The following is an 18,134-nucleotide window of genomic DNA, read 5'->3' on the forward strand; positions in this document are numbered from 1 at the left end:
ACCGGGCGATGGACAAGAACGAGTTCGACGGACTCATGTACGGCAACGCCCTGCCCCAGGGCCGGTCGTACCAGGGCTTCTCGCCGACCCGCGAGTACTCCGAGGCCTACATCACCGGCAACGCGAAGAAGCCGACCAGCCACCTCGTCGAGTTCTACCGGCCCTCCCCGACCCGGCCGGACGGCAGCGAGATCCCGGAGCTGGACAAGCTGCTGAAGGCCGCGGGCGCCGGCGAGAAGGGCGAGGACGGGATCATGTCGACGGCCGTCGGCGATGCCGCCACGTATCCGCCGGAGGTGCTGGAGAACACCCGGAAGAAGGCGAAGCGGACGGCGGCCGTGGACGAGCTGAACGAGGCCATCGCGCAGGCCGAGGCGGATCTGGCCGACCCGAAGAAGCAGAAGTTCCACAAGTCGCGGCAGAAGACGCTGGCCGCCAAGAAGGCGGAGCTCGACAAGATCACCGCCAGGCCCGAGCCGTACCCAGCCAAGGGTGACGCGGTCAAGGCCCTGAACCAGGCGCTGGCGAGCGGCGAGGTCGCCTGGCGTCTGATCACCTTCCGCTCCACGGTGTAGGGACCGCCGGCCGGCCGTACGGGACGCCGGTCCGCGGTGTGGCGCCGGTCTGCCCCTGAGGGCAACGGCACTGCCCCCGGACCGGCCCCCGGGGACGTTTCGACGGGTGCCGCGCGCGCGTGAGGCTGAGGGCGGTCCTGTCTCGTACCCCGAGGAGAGCAGAGCATGCCGTCCTACCTGTCGCCCGGCGTCTACGTCGAGGAGGTGGCCAGCGGCTCGCGTCCCATCGAGGGGGTGGGCACGTCGGTCGCCGCCTTCGTGGGTCTCGCGCCGACCGGCCCGCTGAACGAGCCGACGCTGGTGACCAACTGGAGCCAGTACGTGGCGGCCTTCGGTGAGTTCACCGACGGGTACTACCTCGCGCACTCCGTCTACGGCTTCTTCAACAACGGCGGTACGGCCGCGTATGTCGTCCGCGTGGGCGGCTCGGCCGAGGACGCCGCCGCCGTCGCCGGTGGCGCGCCCGCCGCGGTGAACGGCTCCACCGCCCCGGCCGCGCTGCCGGCCGGCGAGCCGGTGCAGCTGGGCACCTTCCAGGTGACCGCCACCGCGCCCGGCAACCTGAGCGTCGAGGTCGCCGACCCGGAGGGCGAAGGCCCCGCCGAACGCTTCAAACTGCTGGTCAAGGACGGCGACAAGACCGTCGAGACCTTCGACGTGACCGCCAAGAAGGGCGGCCGCAACTACGTGGTCACCCAGGTCAAGGAGCGGTCCAAGCTCATCACCGTGACCGAGGCCGCGCCGGCCGCGCAGCTGGCCCGCCCGGACAACCAGACGGTGGCGCTCGCGGCCCCGGCGTCCGCGCCCGCCGTACCCGACCAGGCGGCGGAGGCCCCCCACCCCGGTCCCGCCCAGTACCTCGGCGACTCCGCCGACCGCACCGGTTTCGGCGGTCTGGAGGCGGTGGACGAGGTCTCCATGGTCGCGGTGCCCGACCTGATGGCCGCCTACCAGCGCGGCGCGATCGACCTGGAGGCCGTGAAGGCGGTCCAGCTCGGTCTGATCGCGCACTGCGAGCTGATGGGCGACCGGGTCGCCGTCATCGACCCGCCGCCGGGCCTGAACGCCCGTCAGATCCGCGTCTGGCGGCAGGAGACGGCCGGCTACGACTCCAAGTACGCGGCCCTGTACTACCCGTGGATCAAGACCTTCGACCCGGCCGTCGGCCAGTCCCGGCTGATCCCGCCGAGCGGTCACATCGCCGGCATCTGGGCGCGCAACGACTCCGAGCGCGGCGTGCACAAGGCGCCCGCCAACGAGGTCGTGCGCGGTGCGGTGGACCTGGAGACCCAGATCACCCGCGGTGAGCAGGACCTGCTCAACCCGATCGGCGTCAACTGCATCCGCGCGTTCCCCGGCCGGGGCATCCGCGTCTGGGGCGCGCGGACGCTGTCGTCGGACCCGGCCTGGCGCTACCTCAACATCCGCCGGTACTTCAACTACCTGGAGGAGTCGATCCTGATCGGCACCCAGTGGGTGGTGTTCGAGCCGAACGACCACGCGCTGTGGGCCCGTATCCGGCGCAACATCTCGGCGTTCCTGGTCAACGAGTGGCGCAGCGGCGCCCTGTTCGGGCAGCGGGCCGAGGAGGCCTACTACGTCAAGTGCGACGAGGAGACCAACCCGCCGGAGTCGGTCGACCTGGGCCGGGTCGTCTGCGAGATCGGCATCGCGCCGGTCAAGCCCGCCGAGTTCGTGATCTTCCGGCTGGCCCAGTTCTCCAGCGGCAGCGGGGAGTTGGAGGAGTAGGCCCGGCCTCCGCCTCCGCGCCCCCCATTTCCAGACGGTCAGAAGGACAAGGAACACATGAGTCTCCAGCCGGGTGACGCCCTCACCTCACACAACTTCGGGCTGCAGATCGACGGCGTGATGGTCGAGTACCTCGCCGAGGTCAGCGGTCTGAGCATCGAGCAGGACGTCATCACGTACCAGCAGAACACCCCCAACGGCCAGAACGTGGTCAAGAACCTGCCGGGTGTGAAGAAGAACGGCACCTGCACGGTGGTCCGCGGCATGACCCAGTCGGCGTCGTTCACGCAGTGGATCAACGAGTCGATCAACGGCCAGATGACCACGGCCCGCAAGAACGCGTCGATCATCATGATGGACTTCCAGAACAACCCGGTGAAGCGCTACCACCTGCGCAACGCCTGGTGCAACAAGATCGACGCGAGCACGGTCAAGGCCGGTGAGGCGTCCGCGCTCACCGAGACCGTGACGATCTCGTTCGAAGAACTGGTCATCGAGTAATGCGGCGTACGGCTGCCAGGAGCGCCGGCGCCGTCGCCTACTCCGGCGCGAACGCGGCGGAGGCGGCGGAGGCGGGCGTGGAACTGCCGGGCCCGGAGGCGACACCGGCCCCGGCGGCTCCCGCCCCCGCCGCCGTGCCGCAACGGGAGTCGCTGCGCACCGAGTTCGCCTTCCAGCTCCCGCGCGGTTACGTCGACGAGTCGGGCACCGTCCACCGGGACGGGGTGATGCGGCTGTCGACGGCGCGGGACGAACTGGTCCCGCTGCGTGACGTGCGCGTCCAGGAGAACCCGGCGTACCTGTCCGTGGTCCTCCTGGGCCGGGTCATCACCCGCCTCGGGACGCTGCCCATGGTCCACGACGGCATCGTGGAGAACATGTTCGCCTCCGACCTGGCGTTCCTGCAGGACTTCTACCGCCAGATCAACGCGGAGGGCCACACCCGCGCGGCCGTGGAGTGCCCGCACTGCTCGGAGCCCTTCGAGGTGGAACTCGGCGGGAGCCGCCTGGGGGAATCGTGACGTACGCGACCGACCGGCTGCACGAGGAGATCGCGTACGTCGCCTACCACTTCCACTGGAGCATGGAGGAGATCCTGAACCTCGAACACCACGACCGCCGCCGCTACACGAACGAGATCGCGTCCCTGGTGACGCGGAGTGGGGCGGAGGGCTGAGCGGTGGGGTTCCTGGATCGAGTACGGGGGCGCGAGCGCGGACGCGTGAACGCCGACGCCCCCGAGACGGCCGCGGCGGTGCCGCCGGCGTCCGCTTCCGCGGCCGACGGCACCGCGGGCATCCCTGTCGTCGCCGCTTCCTGGGCGAAACTGCCGCCCATCCAACGGGCTCTGGGTCCGGGGCCGGCTGGAGTGGCCGACGCCGGGTTCGGCGGCCGGCTGCCGACGTGGCAGAACCCGGGCTTCATGGCTACGGCGTCCCCGGCACTCCTGGACGGCCGCTCCGGCGCGCTGCTCCCCCACACCGCCCACCCGACGCCGTCCCGCCCGGCCCCGGGCCTCGAAGCACCCAGGGGTCCCCTGCCGTTGGCAGGCCAGGAGCCGACGGTACAGCGAACTCCGGCGGTGCCTTTGCGGGTTCTTCCGGCGCGGGGGGTGGGGGCGACGGGGTCGGTTGCGGGGGCGGGCTCGGGAGCCGGTACGGGTGCGGGCTCGGGAGCCGGTACGGGTGCGGGCTCCGGGGCTCGTATCGGCGCGGGCTCGGGCGGTCGTGCGGGTGCGGGCTCGGGGCTTGGTGCGAGTGCGGCCTCCGGGGGGAACGCGACTGGTTCCGGGGGCTCGGGGGCTCGTGCGGGTGCGGGTTCTGAGGCTCGTACTGGCGCGGACTCGGGGCTTGGCGCGAGCGCGGGCTCCGGAGGGAACGCGACTGGTTCCGGGGGCTCGGGGGCTCGTGCGGGTGCGGGCTCCGGGGCTCGTATCGGCGCGGGCTCGGGCGGTCGTACGGGCGGGGGCTCGGGGCTTGGTGCGAGTGCGGGCTCCGGGGGAAGCGCGACTGCTTCCGGGGGCTCGGGGAGTTCGCAGGGAGCGGTTTCGAGGGGTGGGGCGGACTCGCCTGCGGTTGGGCCCAGCTCGGTGAGCAGTGCGGACGCAATGAGTGCTGGGGCGGCTGCGGTTGGCGGGGCGAACTCGCCTGGTGCTGCGGCAACTCCGGGTGGCCGGATGGGCTCGCGGAGCGCCGGCTTGGGTTCCGGGGCGCGGACGATCTCGCGGGCCATCGGTACGGCGTTGAGGCGCGGGACCAAGTCGGCGGTGCCTGGTAGGACTTCGGGAGGAAAGGCCGACTCGTCGGAGGCCGGCGGGGCTTCAGGGGCTGAGGCCGTCACCAAGCCGACGGCTGTCGGGGAGACTTCCGTGCGTGGAGCCACCTCGACGGCTGCCGGGGTGGCTACGGGGCGTGGGGTCGTCTCACCCGCCACCGGGGGGACTTCGCGGGGCGCCGCGAAGTCACCTGCCGTCGCGAAGGGTACGAAGCCGGAAACGATCTCGCGTGCCACCGGGACGGCTCCAGGAGGCGCCCCTAGCTCTCCCGCCGCCACCCCTTCGGCCTCGGGCACGCGAGCCATCTCGCGTGCCACCGGCGCGGCTTCAGGAAGCGCCCCGAGCTCTCCACCGGCTACCGCCTCCTCTTCGCCCTCGGGAAACGGAGCCTTCCCGCGTGCCGTCAGGCCGACTTCAGGAAGCACCCTAAGCGGGCCCTCTACCACTGCCTCCTCGACTTCGGGAAGCGGAGCGATCCCGCCTGCCACCGGCGCGGCATCAGGAAACGCCCCGAGCGCGCCGGCTGCCACCGCCTCCTCGACTTCGGGAACCGGAGCGATCCCGCCCGCCACCGGCACGGCTTCAGGAAACGCCCCGAGCGCTCCCGCTGGCACCGCCTCCTCGACTTCGGCAACGGAAGCAGTTCCGCCCGCCACCCGCGCGGCATCAGGAAGCACCCCGAGCTCTCCGCCGGCTACCGCCTCCTCGGCTTCGAGGCCGATCGCAATCTCGCGTGCCGTCGTGGCGGGCCCGCAGGCCGGCCGTACAGCTCCGCTGACACGCGTGCCCCCAGTAGCCGCCGGGAACCTGAGGGTCCGTCCCGTCGCGAGAGCCATCGCGCCGTCAGCCACCGGGGCGGCGTCGGGAGCCGAGCGTTCCTCGACGGCCGGTACCCCCTCGCAGGCGAACTCGGCTGAGGACACGACCACGACGTCACCGTCCAGCACGCCCACGGAGGCCCGTGCAGCCTCGGTCCCCGCCACGCCCGCGCGGACGGCGCCGGCCCCCGTCTCACCGACGAACGCGCCCCAGGGAGCAGGCACGGCCCCCCAGACCAGCGTGTCTCCGGCCCCCATCCCGATCTCACGTGCCACGGCGACCAGCACCCCCGGCACCCCCTCGCACAGGACCGCGGCCCCCAAAACGGGCACTGCCTCCCAGGCAACCCCCGCGGTCCCGTCGAGCGACGCCCTCACTCCGCTCCCGCAATCCAGCACCCCCGGCGGCGAACGCACGCCCTCGAAGACCGCCACCACCTCCCCGACCCCCATCCCGATCTCGCGGGCCGGCACAACCACCACCCCAGACGCACTCCCCCACACGAACACGCCCCCCAAGACCGCCACGCCCGCACCCAACCCGGCACCCGCGCCCCACACCACCCCAACCCCCATCCCGATCTCCCGAGCCACCGCGACCGGCACCCCCGGCACCCCCGGCACACCCGCGCAAACCAGCACCACCCCGGGAACGGCCACGGCGCGTGCAAGCGAGCCCCACACCACCGGCCCGTCCTCGCCCCCCACCGCAGAACCCCCCACCCTCCAGCGGACGAGCACCTCCCCGGCACCAGCCGCCGACTCACCTGCGAGCACGCCTCGGGAACCCATCAGCGGACCGCCCCTCAACCCGGCCCCCACCACCGCCAACCCAGTCGGCGCCCCGCTCCCCCACCTGCAGCGCGCCACTGCCCCCGCAACTCCCCCGCCGCCCGCCCCTGCCCGCAGGTCGGCCGCCTCGCCCCCCGCACTCCAGCAACGCACGCTGCGCGTGGCACGCACGACCACTCCCCCGAGCCGTAAGGAGGAAAGCGCCCCCACCGTCACCTCCACCCCCCGCGTCGGCCTGGGCGCCCCCCTCTCCTCGGCCCTCACGCCGACCCAGACCCCCGCCGCCCCCACGGCCCCCCGCCGCCCCTCCCTCGGCGCCCCGCTCACCCCTCTCCAAGCGCCGCAGACCCCTGCCAGCCGGCCCCCCACCATCCAGCGCGCCGCGAAACTCACCAAGCCCAAGCCCAGGCCCCGGAACAACCCCACGCCCAACCCGGCCCACACCGCCACCAGCGCCCTCGCCGCAGCCGCCGCGGCCACGGTCGCCGGCACCCTCCCCACGCCCGCCACCCCCCGCGTGGATTCCCCACCCCCGTACACCCCCACCACCACACCACCGCCTCCCTACACCGCCGTCCCGGTCGCCGCTTCCGCCTCCGCCCCACCGTCCGCGCCCCCACCCCCCTACACCCCGACCCCCGCCAACACCTTCGACCCCCGTGACCTCACCGACTTCCAGCTCGACGAGCTCGTGCACCGCATCATCGGCCGCATCACCCGTCTCATCCGCACCGAACTCCGCCTGGACCGCGAACGCGTGGGCAGACTCCGCGACCCCCGCAACTGACCGCCTCCGCACGTGACCCCCCCTCGGCCCCGACCGCCCGCTCCCGCCCCAGGCACGACAGAAAGGCCCACCCGCGATGCCCCGCCAGGACCCTGGTTCCACCATCTGGTTCACCCTCAGCATCGACGGCGAGAGCCTCGGCTACTTCAACGGATGTGAAGGGCTGTCCTCCCAGGTGGAGGTCGAACACCGCCAGGAGGGCGGCAACAACGGCTTCGTCTGGCAGCTGCCGACCCGCGTGACGTTCTCCACGATCCGCCTGACCCGCCCCCTCACCCCGGACACGGCGAAGGTCGCCAAGTGGATCTCGTCCGTGCAGACCGGCATCAAGCGCCCCACCGCCCAGATCGCCGCCCTGCGCGCCGACGGCTCGGAGGTCGCGCGGTGGGGGCTGATCGACGTGCTGCCCGTGAGCTGGACCGGTCCCACCCTCGACCCCGCCAACCCGGCCGTGGCCACGGAGGTCCTGGAGATCGCCCACCACGGCTTCACGGACTGAGGGGCCAGAGGACGAGTAGGACGAGGGAAAGGACACCGGCCATGGCCAAGGGCAGCGGCAGGAGCGGCGCCGGCAAGAGCCTCGTACGCGCCACGCTCACCATCCACGAACCGCCGGTCGGCGACAGCACCACGCCCGGCGGGATCATCACGACCTTCGGTTTCGACTTCAACCCGGCCCAGCTGTCGCTGACCCGCCGCGCGCAGTGGAAGACGACGCCCGCGCAGATCGAACGGGACGGCGCGCTCCCGGAGTTCATGGGCGCCGAGCCGCGGGAGATGAGCGTGGAGATCTTCCTCGACACCTCCGACGAGCCGACCAGCAACACCGTGCTGAAGAAGGTCGAGTCGCTGCTGGAGTGCTGCGAGGTGACCACGCAGAGCATCGCCGCCAAGCAGCCCTCGCCGCCGTGGGTGGTCTTCGAGTGGGGGTCGTTCTCGACGGCCCGCTTCACGGCGTACGTCAGCTCGGTGGAGGCCGCCTACTCCCTGTTCGGGACGACCGGCGTGCCGATCCGGGCCACCTGCCGGCTCCAGCTGCACGAGATCCCCAGCAAGACCAAGGGGCAGAACCCGACGTCCGGCGCGCTCACCGCCCAGCGCGTGCACCGCGTCGTGGCCGGCGACTCGCTGCAGTCGCTGGCCTGGCGGGAGTACGGCAACGCCGCCGCCTGGCGGTCCATCGCCGAGGCGAACGGCATCGACGACCCGGCCCACCTGCCCACCGGCACCGAACTGGTGCTGCCGGCCGCCGAGGAGGTGCGTGCCTGATGGTGCGCGCGGCCTTCTCGAACGTCGTCGACGTCCGCATCGGCGGCGCCAAGCTGCCCCCGGAGTACGCGCGGGCGCTGGTCGACAGCTGGGTGGACCAGGGCGTGGGGGTGCCGGCCGCGTTCCGGCTCACCTTCCGCGACCCCTACCGGCACATCCTCGGCAAGCTCGGCGTGAAGTTCGGCACCAAGGTCTCCATCGCCCCGGTCTCCGACGGCAAGGGCGCCGCCGATCCGCTGCTGACCGGCGAGGTCACCGGCCTGGAGGCCGACTACGACGGCACCGGCACGTTCACCGTGATCCGCGGCTACGACTTCGGGCACCGCCTGCTGCGCCAGCGCCGGGTCGCCGCCTACCGCAACCAGAGCGCGTCGGACATCGCCCGCAAGCTGGCCGCGCAGGACGGGGTGCCCGTCGGGCGGATCGAGTCGACGAAGACGGTGTACGAGTTCATCAGCCAGTCCAACGTCAGCGACTGGGACTTCCTCGCGCGGCTCGCCGACGAGAACGAGATGGTGATGTCGGTCGACGCGGACGGCCGATTCCAGTTCGTGAAGCCGAAGCCGTCGTCGGGCGCGCCCTCCCCGGAGACGGACGGCGACAAGAGCCCGTTCGTGCTCCAGGCCGGGCACGACATCCTGCGGCTGCGGGCCGCGGTGACCGCCGCCGACCAGGTCGGCAGGGTCGAGGCGCGCGGCTGGGACGTCACGACGAAGAAGAAGCTGACCGCCACCGCGCCGGCCACCGCCAACCCCGGCATCCAGATCGGCAGTTCGCCGGGCGAGGCGGCCGGGAAGTTCAAGACGGCCAAGCTCGTGGAGACGGGCACGCCCTACGACAAGCAGAGCGAGGTGAAGTTCGCCGCGGACTCCCTCGCCGACGACGTCACCGGCTCGTTCGCCGAGCTGGAGGTCGTCGCGCGCGGAAACCCCAAGCTGCGCCCGGGAGTTCCGGTGGCCCTCGCCGACGTCGGGGACCCCTTCGAGGGCAAGTACACCGTCACCTCCGTCCGGCACGTCTTCGGCGATGGCACGCACTACGAGGCGTGGGTGACGGTCAGCGGGCGGCAGTGGCGGTCCCTGTACGGGCTGGCCTCGGGGGGCGGCGACAGCGCGCCGCGGCTGCCCAGCGTGGCCAACGCGCTGGTGACCGACGTCAACGACCCGCTGAAGCAGGGGCGGGTGAAGCTCCAGTTCCCGTGGCTGGACGACACCTACGTCAGCGACTGGACGCGGACCGTGCAGCTGGGCGGCCTGGGCGGCGGCGGGATCTTCCCGCTCGACGTCAACGACGAGGTGCTGGTCGCCTTCGACCGGGGTGCCCTGGACCACCCGTTCGTGATCGGCGGGCTCTACAACGGCCGGGACAAGCCGACCGTGGTCAGCGATGTGCCGCTGCACGACGCCGTGCGCAAGAAGGCCAGCCGGCACACCGTCTCCGACCGGGACGGCAACCGCATGGACCTGCTCAGCCAGAAGACCGGTCTGCGCAAGCAGGGCGTGCGGCTGATCTCCGGGGACAAGCAGCTGACCATCAACCTGGACCGGACGAAGACCGAGATCGTCATCGACAGCAAGGGCTCGGTCACCATCAAGGGCAGCCGGAGCGTGAGCGTGGAGGCCGGCACCGACCTCACGCTCAGCGCCCGGCGCGCCCTGACCATCAAGAGCGGCGGCCCGCTCAGCATCCAGGGCGGCGGCATGGTCAACGTGCGGGCCGCGGGCGAGATCGGGGTGAACGCGGTCGGCGCGCTGAACCTGAGCGCCGCGGGCGCCGCGAACCTCACGGGCGGGGCGACCGTGCAGGTCACGTCGGCCGTCAACACCACGATCAAGGCGCCGACCACGATGGTCGCCTCCCCGGTGTTCGGCGTCACGACCATCCCGGTGCCGATGGTGATCCCGTGACCGATTCCACGACATGCGGAGGGTATTCCTGATGGCCGAGCAGTTCGTCGGCTCCGGCTGGTCGTTCCCGCTGCGCATCGGGCCGACCGGCGGGATCGCCCTGGTCAGCGGGGAGCGGGAGATCGAGGAGTCGATCCGGCTGATCCTGTCGACCGCGCCGGGCGAGCGCCCGATGCGGCCCGACTTCGGCTGCGCGATCCACGACCTGGTCTTCGCGCCGGTCAACGAGCAGACCGCGGGCCGCATCCAGCACGCGGTGCACGTCAGCCTCGACCGCTGGGAGCCGCGGATCGCGGTCGACGACGTCGAGGTGACGGCCGGCTCCGACCAGAGCGTGCTGTACATCGACGTCCGCTACTCGATCCGCGGCACCAACAACCCGCGCTCCCTGGTCTTCCCGTTCTACGTCATTCCGTCCCACGACGAGCCGGACGGCGCCGCGCCGGCTCCTGAAAGCGACCGCTGATGGCCCTGCCCTCCCCCAACCTCGACGACCGCCGCTTCCAGCAGTTCGTCGACGACGCCAAGCGCTACATCCAGCAGCGCGCCCCGGAGTGGACCGACCACAACGTCTCCGATCCCGGCGTCACCCTCGTCGAGACGGTCGCGCACATGGCCGACCAGATCGTCTACCGGCTCAACCGGGTGCCGGAGAAGAACCATCTGGCGTTTCTGGACCTGGTCGGGATCACCCTGTTCCCGCCGTCGGCGGCGCGCACGGACGTGACGTTCTGGCTGTCGGCGCCGCAGGAGGAGGCGATCACCGTGCCGGTGGGCACCGAGACCGCCACCCTGCGCACGGAGGGCGAGGAGGCGGTCGTCTTCGCCACCGAGCGTGAACTGGTCGTCGTACCGTGCGAGCTGCGGCATCTGCTGGTGCAGCACAAGGGTGAGGCGGCGGTCGACCGGACACCCGAACTGGCCGACGGCAAGGACCTGTTGTGCTTCTCCGAGTCGCCCGATCCGGGCGACTGCATGCTGCTCGGGCTGACCAACGCCGTGCCGCACTGCGCGGTCTCCCTGGACCTGGACAGCCGGGTGGACGGCGTCGGCGTGGACCCGCGTCAGCCGCCGCTGGTGTGGGAGGCGTGGACGGCGGACGGCTGGCAGCCCTGCGAGGTCGACCGGGACGGCACGGGCGGCCTCAACCGGCCCGGCGAGGTGGTCCTGCACGTCCCCGGCGGTCACGTCCTGTCCCGCAACGCCGGGCAGGAGGCGGGCTGGCTGCGCTGCCGGGTGACCGAGCCGCTGCACGGCCAGCCGTTCTACACCACCTCGCCGACGGTCCGCTCCGCGGAGGCCTTCACCATCGGCGGCACCACGGGCGCCGTCCACGCGGAGACCGTGTACGACGAGGCGCTCGGCGAGTCGACGGGCCTGCCCGGGCAGCGCCTGCGGCTCGCGCACGCCCCGGTGGTCGGCGACGACCCGCCGGTGCTGCTGCAGACCGCCGAGCACGACGGCTGGGTGGACTGGCAGGTCGTGCCCAACTTCGCCGCGTCCGGGCCGTACGACCGTCACGTCACCCTCGACGCCACCACCGGCGAGATCGCCTTCGGTCCGGCGGTGCGCGAGCCGGACGGCTCGCTGCGCCAGTACGGCACGGTCGCCCCCAAGGGCGCGCCGATCCGTGCCCGCCGCTACCGCACGGGCGGCGGCCGGGCCGGGAACGTGGCCCGGGGCGCGGTGCAGATCCTGCGCACCTCCATCCCGTACGTCTCCGAGGTCGTCAACCGCGAGGCCGCGCGCGGTGGCGTGGACGGGGAGACGGTGGAGGAGGCGAAGGTCCGCGCGCCGATCACGCTGCGCGCCCAGGAGCGGGCGGTGACCCTGCGGGACTACGAGGAGCTGGCCCGCCGTGCCGCCCCGGAGACCGCGCGCATCACCTGCCTGGAGGGCGAGGAGGGCGAGCACGGAGCGTATGCCGTACGGGTGTTGGTGGTGCCGCAGGCGGTACCGGACCCCGGCGGGCGGCTGCGCTTCGAGCAACTGGTGCCCGGCGACGCCCTGTTGGACCGCATCAGCCGCTACCTCGACGAACGGCGGCTGATCGGGACGAGGTTGGCGGTGGGGCCGCCGTACTACCAGGGGGTGACGGTGGTGGCCACGGTGCACGCGTTCAAGGGCGTGGACACCGATCGGGTACGGCGTGAGGCGCACGACGCCCTGTACCGGCACCTCGATCCGCTGACCGGCGGCGCGAACGGCACGGGCTGGCCGTTCGGCCGTCCCGTGCAGTCGGGTGAGGTGTTCGCGGTGCTCCAGCGGGTGCCGGGGGTCGAGCTGGTGGACCAGGTGGTGCTGCACCCGGCGGACCCGCTGACGGGCAAGCGGGGGGAGGCGACGGACCGTATCGACCTGTCCGCTCCCTCCCTCGTCTTCTCCTTCGACCACCGCGTCCGGGTGATCGGGGACGGCGCCTGATGAGAGGTTCCATCGACGGCCTGGGTTCCTCGGCGCCCATCGGCACGATGCTGCCGGCGGTGTTCGCCGACGACGACTTGGCCCTGCGGTTCGTGGGCGGGCTCGACGACGTCATGGCGCCGATCCTGAGCGTGCTCGACTGTCTCGACACCTACTTCCGGCCGTCCCTCGCGCCGCTCGACTTCGCCCAGTGGCTGGGCGGTTGGGTCGGCGCGGAGACCGACGGCAGCGAGCCGGAGCCGCTGCTGCGGGCGGCGGTCGCGGCGGCGGCGTACCTGCACCGGGTGCGCGGTACGCGGCGCGGGCTGGCGGAGGCGGTGCGGCTCGCGTTCGGCGTGGAGCCGGAGATCGACGAGAGCGGCGGCGCGACGTGGAGCGCGCGCCCGCTCGGGTCCTTCCCCGGCGCCCCGCGCCCCCACCTGCACGTCCGCCTCAGCCTGCCCGACCCCACCCCCGCGGACCACCACCGCCTGGACGCCCTCGTGGCCGCCGCCCGCCCCGCCCACATGCCGTACACGGTCCAGGTGACCGCCGCCGCTCCCGCCGAAAGGATCCCCGAGAGATGACGACCACCCAGAACTGCGCCGAATGCGGCACCCGCGCGGAACCGGGCCAGTCGTTCTGCGACGCCTGCGGGGCCGTGCTGAGCTGGACCGACCGTGCGAAGGCGGCGGCCGCCGCGGCCACGGCGCCCACGAGGACACCGGAGCAGACCGTTTCCGCCGGGGCGGACGGCACCGGTCCCACCGAAGCACCCCGCGCACCGGCCGACGCCACGCCGATACCGCCCCAGCGCACGGCCACCCCCGACGACGCCACGGGCGCCGACGCGGCGCACGGGCCCGGTGCGCCCGTGACCACCGGCACACACGACGACAGCGCGACGGCGGAGCAGGACCCGGCGCCCGGGACACGTCACGCCCCGGTCCACGCATCCCAGGCCGCCCGCTCACACCCCGGCGACGCGGCCACCGACGCCCCGGCAGGCGGCTCGGCGCACGGCGCAGGCGTCCCCGGGAGCGCCGGCGGCACCGCTCCCGGCGGGGCCGCCCTTTCCGCGTCGGGCGGGACCGCCTCGGCGGCGGACTCCGCCCACCCGGGTGCCGGCGGTGACGGCTCCGCGCCCGGCTGGGACGCCTTCTCCCCGCAGGACGGCGGTACGGGGCCGGCGCCCACGCCCCGCGACCTGCCGGCCTCGCCGACGGCACCGACGCCCGCCCCCGGCGCCGCCGCCAACAGCCACGCCACCGCACCGGACACGGACGGCGCCTCCCACCCCGGCACCGCCCCCGACGAGACCGCCCCCACGCAGCCGGTCCCCGCCTCGGCCCCGGTGCCACCCCCGTCCCCCGTGGACGAGACCGCCCCCACCCAGCCCGTACCGGCCTCCGCAGCCCCGCCCGTGGCCCCCGTCACCCCCACGACCGACGCCACCGACCGCGCCCGGCGTCTCCTCATCCCCGTCGCCGACCCCGAGCCGCGCCCCTCCGCGACCCCCTCCGTCGCCCCGGTGCTGCCGGGTCGGCCCACACCTCAGCGGCCGCAGGCCGTGCGGGCGCCCGGGGAGGAGCTCGGGGCGCACGGCGGGATACCGTGCCCCTGGTGCGCCACGCCCAACCGGCCCGACCGGCACTACTGCGCCCGCTGCGCGATGCCGATGGCCGGCGGCGAGGCCACGCCGGGCCGGCTGCCCTGGTGGCGGCGTCTGTTCGGGGCCGGCCGGGAGGCCCCGTGGGCCGGTGACCGCCCGCGCCTGCGCCGCGCCTTCGACCGCGTGCTGACCTGGCTGGGCGTGGCGATCGCCCTGACCCTGGTGATCGTGCTGGCGGTGAACACCCCCAAGGGCATCCAGGCGGTCCGCGACCACTTCGCCAAGCGGGCCCCGGTCGCCCCGGACCGGGTCAGCGCGTCCCGCTCGTATCCCGGTCACAAGCCCCAGCTGGTGTTCGACAAGCTCAACGACACCTGGTGGGGGCCCGGTGTGTCCGAGTCCGGTCAGGGGCAGTGGATCGAGGCCGGTTTCGACGAGCCGACCCGGCTGCTGGACCTGATCATCACGCCGGGCGTCTCCACCCACGCCGACAAGCTCAACCAGTCGGCGCTCCCGCACCGCCTCAAGGCCACCGTCACCCTGTCCAACGGCAAGACCACCACCCGTGAACTCACCCTCGACCAAGGGGCCGGCGGCCAGCGCGTCGCCTTCCGCGTCGGCGAGGTGAGCAAGGTCCGCTTCACCATCGAGTCCGCGTACGCGACCTCCGCGAGCAAGCAAGTGGCCATCGCGGAGATCGAGTTCTTCGGCCGCTCGAACAACTAGCCGCGGGCATCGCGCCCTTCCCTACAGCCCCACGATCCGGTTCCACCGCTGGGCGAACTCCGTCCGCTCGTTCGCGGCGATGTCCCGGGCGATCGCGAGCCGCCTGCGCATGCCGGCGTCGGGGAAGACCAGCGGGTTCTCGGCGAGGGCGGCGGTGTCCGCGTCCTTCGAGGAGGCGAGGACGTCCTGGGCGGCCGGGACGGGGCAGACGTAGTTCACCCAGGCGGCGAGTGCGGCGGCGACCTCCGGGTCGTAGTAGTGGTCGACGAGCCGCTCGGCGTTCGTCTTGTGCAGGGCGCGGTCGGGGATCATCAGGGAGTCCGCCCACAGCTCCGCGCCCTCCTCGGGGACGACGAAGCGGATGTCGGGGTTGTCGGCCTGGAGCTGGATGACGTCGCCGGAGTACGCCTGGCAGGCCAGGACGTCGCCGCTGACCAGGTCCTTGGTGTAGTCGTTGCCGGTGAAGCGGCGGATCCGGCCGTCGCGGACGTGCTTCTCGACCTGGTCGCACACCGTGTGGTAGTCGTCGGCCGTCCAGCGGGTGATGTCCACGCCGTTGCCCTGCATCAGCAGGGCGAACGCCTCCTCGTAGCCGGACAGCAGGGTCACCCGGCCCTTGAGGTCCTCGGCCCACAGGTCGGAGACGTGGCGTATCTCGCGGCCGAGCTCCCCGCGGTGGTACGCGATGCCGGTGATGCCCGACTGCCACGGCACGGTGTACCTGCGGCCGGGGTCGAAGGCGGGTGAACGCAGCAGTGGGTCCAGGTACTCGGTCACGTTGGGCTGCTCGGACCGGTTCATCTCCTGGACCCAGCCCAGCCGGACGAACCGCGCGCACATCCAGTCGCTGATGACGATCAGGTCGCGGCCGGTCCGCTGGTGGTTCATCAGGGCGGGGCTGATCTTGCCGAAGAACTCGTCGTTGTCGTTGATCTCCTCGACGTAGTCGACGGCGATCCCGGTGCGCTTCTCGAAGGCCGCCAGCGTCGGCCGGCGGTTGGGATCGTCGGCGTCGGCGTCGATGTAGAGCGGCCAGTTCGCCCAGGTCAGCTTCTTCTCGGTGGCGGAGAGGTCGGTGCCGGCGCGGTCGCCGGGCCGCACGTAGGCCGCGGGCACCCCACAGCCGGCCAGGCCGGCGAGCGCCGCACCCCCGCCGAGCGCGCGCAGGAGCCGGCGGCGGGAGACGGAGGGCCGCGGCGGCGGAGGCGTTCTGGGTGTGAGGGGCATGGCCGCAGCATGCCGGTGTCGCCTGTGCCCGGACAATCGACGCTGCGTCGAGCACCCGTGCACAGGTCCGACACCCTGTCGATCCGTCAGCCGACGGGCACGGGGCGGCGCGCCGGTGTGTACGGCGGCAGGCTGACCTCCACGGTCAGTCCGCCCCGAGGGCGCGTGTGCGCCCGTACGCGGCCCCCGTGCGCGGCGACGACGGCCGCCACGATGGACATGCCGAGGCCGAGGCCCTCCCGCCTGCGTACCCGGTCCGGGCCGAGCCGGCGGAAGGGCTGGAAGAGGCCCGCCGCCTGGTCCGGCGGGATCACCGGACCGCTGTTCTCGATCCGCAGCGCCGGGCGCCCCGCCGCGTCCAGCCCCGTCCACACGCTCACCCAACCCTCCTCGTTGGCCGGGAGGTTGTGGCGTACGGCGTTGTCGGTGAGGTTCACCACGAGCCGCTCGATCAGCTGCGGATCGCCGAGCACGGGCGCCGGCTCCAGCCGCGCCTCCACCCGCGGCCCCGACACCGGCAGCCGCGCGCGCACCAGTTCCGTCAGGTCGACGAACTCTCGCTGCTCCAGGCCGCGTTGGCTGCGCGCCAGGGTCAGCAGGGCGTCGATCAGCCGTTCCTGCTCCTGTCCGGCCGCCCGCACCCGGGTCAGGGCGGCCCGCAGGGCGTCCGGCGGGGCGTGCGGGTCGGCGAGGGTCACGTCCACGATGGTCTGCTGGAGGGTGAGCGGGGTGCGCAGTTCGTGCGAGGCGTTGGCGACGAACTGCCGCTGCGCCTCGAACGCGCCCTCCAGGCGGGCCAGTACGTCGTCGAAGGTGTCCGCCATGGCCTTCAGTTCGTCGTCGGGGCCGGGCACCGCGAGCCGTTCGTGCAGGTTGTCGGCGGAGATGCGGCGGGCGGTGGCGGTCATGGTGCGCAGCGGCGACAGCACGCGGCCGGCCATCAGCCAGCCGAGCGCGAGGGAGGCCAGCGCCATGACGGCGAGGGCGACCGCGCCCTCGATGAGCAGTTCGTGCAGCTGGTCCCGGCGTACGGCCTCCACGACCGCGCTGACGGTCGGCGGGTCCAGGCTGCCCGCCCCGGTGCCGGGCGTGACGGGTCCGCCGACGGTGACGGCGGCCCGGCCGGCCGCGGAGTGCGCGGCGAGGAGGTAGGTGATGCCCAGCAGCAGGGCCCCGGCCACGACGAACAGCGCGCTGTAGAGGAGGGTGAGCCGCAGCCGGATGCTGCGCGGCCGCCAGCCGAGTGCCGCCCTCACCGGATGCGGTACCCGGCCCGGTCGACCGTCTCGATCAGCGGCGGCTCGCCGAGTTTGCGGCGCAGCCGGCTCACGGTGACCTTCACGGTCTGGCTGAACGGATCGGCGGCCTCGTCCCATGCCCGCTCCAGCAGCTCCTCGGTGGACACGACCGCCCCCTGTGCCCCGAGCAGCAGCTCCAGCACGGCGAACTCCTTGGGGCTGAGCGGCAGTCGGGACCCGTCGCGCAGGGCCTCCCGGCGGGCCGGGTCCAGCCGCAGCCCGCCGCGTACCAGGACCGGCGGCAGCGCGGGCTGCGCGCGGCGCGCCAACGCCCTTATCCGCGCCACGAGTTCGGCGAAGGCGAACGGCTTGGGCAGGTAGTCGTCGGCGCCCAGCCCCAGTCCCGCGACCCGGTCGGCCACCGTGCCGGAGGCGGTGAGCATCAGCACCCGCGCCCGGCTGCCGCCCGCGGCCAGCCGCCGGCACACCTGGTCGCCGTGGACGCCGGGCAGGTCGCGGTCGAGCACGACGACGTCGTAGCCGTTGACCTCGGCGCGCTCCAGGGCCGTGGGGCCGTCGAAGGCGAGGTCGACGGCCATGCCCTCGCGGCGCAGCCCCGCGGCCACGGTCTCGGCGAGCTCTTCGTGGTCCTCGACCACCAGCACACGCATGGCGTCCACTGTGGCGGGCCGGTGGTTACACGCGCGTAAGAGCGGCCGTTCCGCCGCTGTAACCGTGCGGGGAGTTGCCTGGGCG

Annotated in this window: 15 protein-coding genes and 1 pseudogene; 13 read left to right on the forward strand and 3 right to left on the reverse strand. The window is 73.1% G+C overall.

What is annotated here, in order from left to right:
• The 13 genes and pseudogenes from ACYF6T_RS24290 to ACYF6T_RS24350 form a co-directional block, all read left to right on the forward strand.
• Window positions 1-575 (forward strand): annotated as a pseudogene (locus ACYF6T_RS24290) (DUF4157 domain-containing protein); the annotation flags it as partial.
• A gap of 165 nt (window positions 576-740) precedes the next feature.
• Window positions 741-2,324: a phage tail sheath subtilisin-like domain-containing protein gene (locus ACYF6T_RS24295; protein ID WP_461698940.1), complete on the forward strand. Its 1,584-nt coding sequence runs from the start codon at window positions 741-743 to the stop codon at window positions 2,322-2,324.
• A gap of 57 nt (window positions 2,325-2,381) precedes the next feature.
• Window positions 2,382-2,825, forward strand: a complete 444-nt coding sequence (locus ACYF6T_RS24300; protein WP_461698941.1) for a phage tail protein — start codon at window positions 2,382-2,384, stop codon at window positions 2,823-2,825.
• Window positions 2,825-3,346, forward strand: coding sequence for a hypothetical protein (locus ACYF6T_RS24305; RefSeq protein ID WP_461698942.1), 522 nt, complete (start codon window positions 2,825-2,827; stop codon window positions 3,344-3,346). The genes ACYF6T_RS24300 and ACYF6T_RS24305 overlap by 1 nt, the downstream gene beginning before the upstream one ends.
• Window positions 3,343-3,501 carry a DUF6760 family protein gene (locus ACYF6T_RS24310; RefSeq protein WP_461698943.1) on the forward strand — a complete coding sequence of 53 codons (159 nt, stop codon included), beginning with the start codon at window positions 3,343-3,345 and terminating at the stop codon, window positions 3,499-3,501. Before ACYF6T_RS24305 ends, ACYF6T_RS24310 begins: the two co-directional genes overlap by 4 nt.
• Before the next feature lie 2,868 nt (window positions 3,502-6,369).
• The gene (locus ACYF6T_RS24315; RefSeq protein WP_461698945.1) at window positions 6,370-6,996 is read left to right on the forward strand and encodes an extensin; all 627 of its coding nucleotides are present in this window, start codon (window positions 6,370-6,372) and stop codon (window positions 6,994-6,996) included.
• Window positions 6,997-7,072: 76 nt separating this feature from the next.
• Window positions 7,073-7,495: a phage tail protein gene (locus tag ACYF6T_RS24320; protein WP_461698946.1), complete on the forward strand. Its 423-nt coding sequence runs from the start codon at window positions 7,073-7,075 to the stop codon at window positions 7,493-7,495.
• Window positions 7,496-7,536: 41 nt separating this feature from the next.
• Window positions 7,537-8,265, forward strand: coding sequence for a CIS tube protein (locus ACYF6T_RS24325; RefSeq protein WP_461698947.1), 729 nt, complete (start codon window positions 7,537-7,539; stop codon window positions 8,263-8,265).
• Window positions 8,265-10,172, forward strand: a complete 1,908-nt coding sequence (locus ACYF6T_RS24330; protein ID WP_461698948.1) for a VgrG-related protein — start codon at window positions 8,265-8,267, stop codon at window positions 10,170-10,172. The genes ACYF6T_RS24325 and ACYF6T_RS24330 overlap by 1 nt, the downstream gene beginning before the upstream one ends.
• Window positions 10,173-10,203: 31 nt before the next feature.
• On the forward strand, window positions 10,204-10,638 hold the full coding sequence (locus ACYF6T_RS24335) for a GPW/gp25 family protein (protein WP_461698949.1): 435 nt from the start codon (window positions 10,204-10,206) through the stop codon (window positions 10,636-10,638).
• Window positions 10,638-12,596 (forward strand): putative baseplate assembly protein, encoded by a 1,959-nt coding sequence (locus ACYF6T_RS24340; protein ID WP_461698950.1) that lies wholly within the window; start codon window positions 10,638-10,640, stop codon window positions 12,594-12,596. Before ACYF6T_RS24335 ends, ACYF6T_RS24340 begins: the two co-directional genes overlap by 1 nt.
• On the forward strand, window positions 12,596-13,162 hold the full coding sequence (locus ACYF6T_RS24345; protein ID WP_461698951.1) for a phage tail protein: 567 nt from the start codon (window positions 12,596-12,598) through the stop codon (window positions 13,160-13,162). The genes ACYF6T_RS24340 and ACYF6T_RS24345 overlap by 1 nt, the downstream gene beginning before the upstream one ends.
• A gap of 620 nt (window positions 13,163-13,782) precedes the next feature.
• A complete protein-coding gene (locus ACYF6T_RS24350; protein ID WP_461699112.1) occupies window positions 13,783-14,913 on the forward strand; it encodes an NADase-type glycan-binding domain-containing protein in 1,131 nt (376 codons plus the stop codon).
• A 21-nt stretch (window positions 14,914-14,934) separates the two neighbouring features.
• Here the strand turns inward: ACYF6T_RS24350 and ACYF6T_RS24355 are convergent, their stop codons facing one another.
• From ACYF6T_RS24355 to ACYF6T_RS24365, 3 genes are all read right to left on the reverse strand, one after another.
• Window positions 14,935-16,140 (reverse strand): polyamine ABC transporter substrate-binding protein, encoded by a 1,206-nt coding sequence (locus tag ACYF6T_RS24355; RefSeq protein ID WP_461698952.1) that lies wholly within the window; start codon window positions 16,138-16,140, stop codon window positions 14,935-14,937.
• Window positions 16,141-16,226: 86 nt separating this feature from the next.
• The gene (locus tag ACYF6T_RS24360; protein ID WP_461698953.1) at window positions 16,227-17,396 is read right to left on the reverse strand and encodes a sensor histidine kinase; all 1,170 of its coding nucleotides are present in this window, start codon (window positions 17,394-17,396) and stop codon (window positions 16,227-16,229) included.
• Window positions 17,393-18,049 (reverse strand): response regulator transcription factor, encoded by a 657-nt coding sequence (locus tag ACYF6T_RS24365; RefSeq protein WP_461698954.1) that lies wholly within the window; start codon window positions 18,047-18,049, stop codon window positions 17,393-17,395. Before ACYF6T_RS24365 ends, ACYF6T_RS24360 begins: the two co-directional genes overlap by 4 nt.
• Window positions 18,050-18,134 lie beyond the last annotated feature (85 nt).

This window comes from Streptomyces sp. 7R007, from assembly GCF_054850255.1.

What these genes read in the sequence shown, in the direction of transcription:
- ACYF6T_RS24330 (WP_461698948.1), top strand. Translation starts at nt 8,265, where the DNA reads ATGGTGCGCGCGGCCTTCTCGAACGTCGTCGACGTCCGCATCGGCGGC.
- ACYF6T_RS24295 (WP_461698940.1), top strand. Translation starts at nt 741, where the DNA reads ATGCCGTCCTACCTGTCGCCCGGCGTCTACGTCGAGGAGGTGGCCAGC.
- ACYF6T_RS24340 (WP_461698950.1), top strand. Translation starts at nt 10,638, where the DNA reads ATGGCCCTGCCCTCCCCCAACCTCGACGACCGCCGCTTCCAGCAGTTC.
- ACYF6T_RS24305 (WP_461698942.1), top strand. Translation starts at nt 2,825, where the DNA reads ATGCGGCGTACGGCTGCCAGGAGCGCCGGCGCCGTCGCCTACTCCGGC.
- ACYF6T_RS24300 (WP_461698941.1), top strand. Translation starts at nt 2,382, where the DNA reads ATGAGTCTCCAGCCGGGTGACGCCCTCACCTCACACAACTTCGGGCTG.
- ACYF6T_RS24365 (WP_461698954.1), bottom strand. Translation starts at nt 18,049, where the DNA reads ATGCGTGTGCTGGTGGTCGAGGACCACGAAGAGCTCGCCGAGACCGTG.
- ACYF6T_RS24335 (WP_461698949.1), top strand. Translation starts at nt 10,204, where the DNA reads ATGGCCGAGCAGTTCGTCGGCTCCGGCTGGTCGTTCCCGCTGCGCATC.
- ACYF6T_RS24355 (WP_461698952.1), bottom strand. Translation starts at nt 16,140, where the DNA reads ATGCCCCTCACACCCAGAACGCCTCCGCCGCCGCGGCCCTCCGTCTCC.
- ACYF6T_RS24345 (WP_461698951.1), top strand. Translation starts at nt 12,596, where the DNA reads ATGAGAGGTTCCATCGACGGCCTGGGTTCCTCGGCGCCCATCGGCACG.
- ACYF6T_RS24325 (WP_461698947.1), top strand. Translation starts at nt 7,537, where the DNA reads ATGGCCAAGGGCAGCGGCAGGAGCGGCGCCGGCAAGAGCCTCGTACGC.
- ACYF6T_RS24320 (WP_461698946.1), top strand. Translation starts at nt 7,073, where the DNA reads ATGCCCCGCCAGGACCCTGGTTCCACCATCTGGTTCACCCTCAGCATC.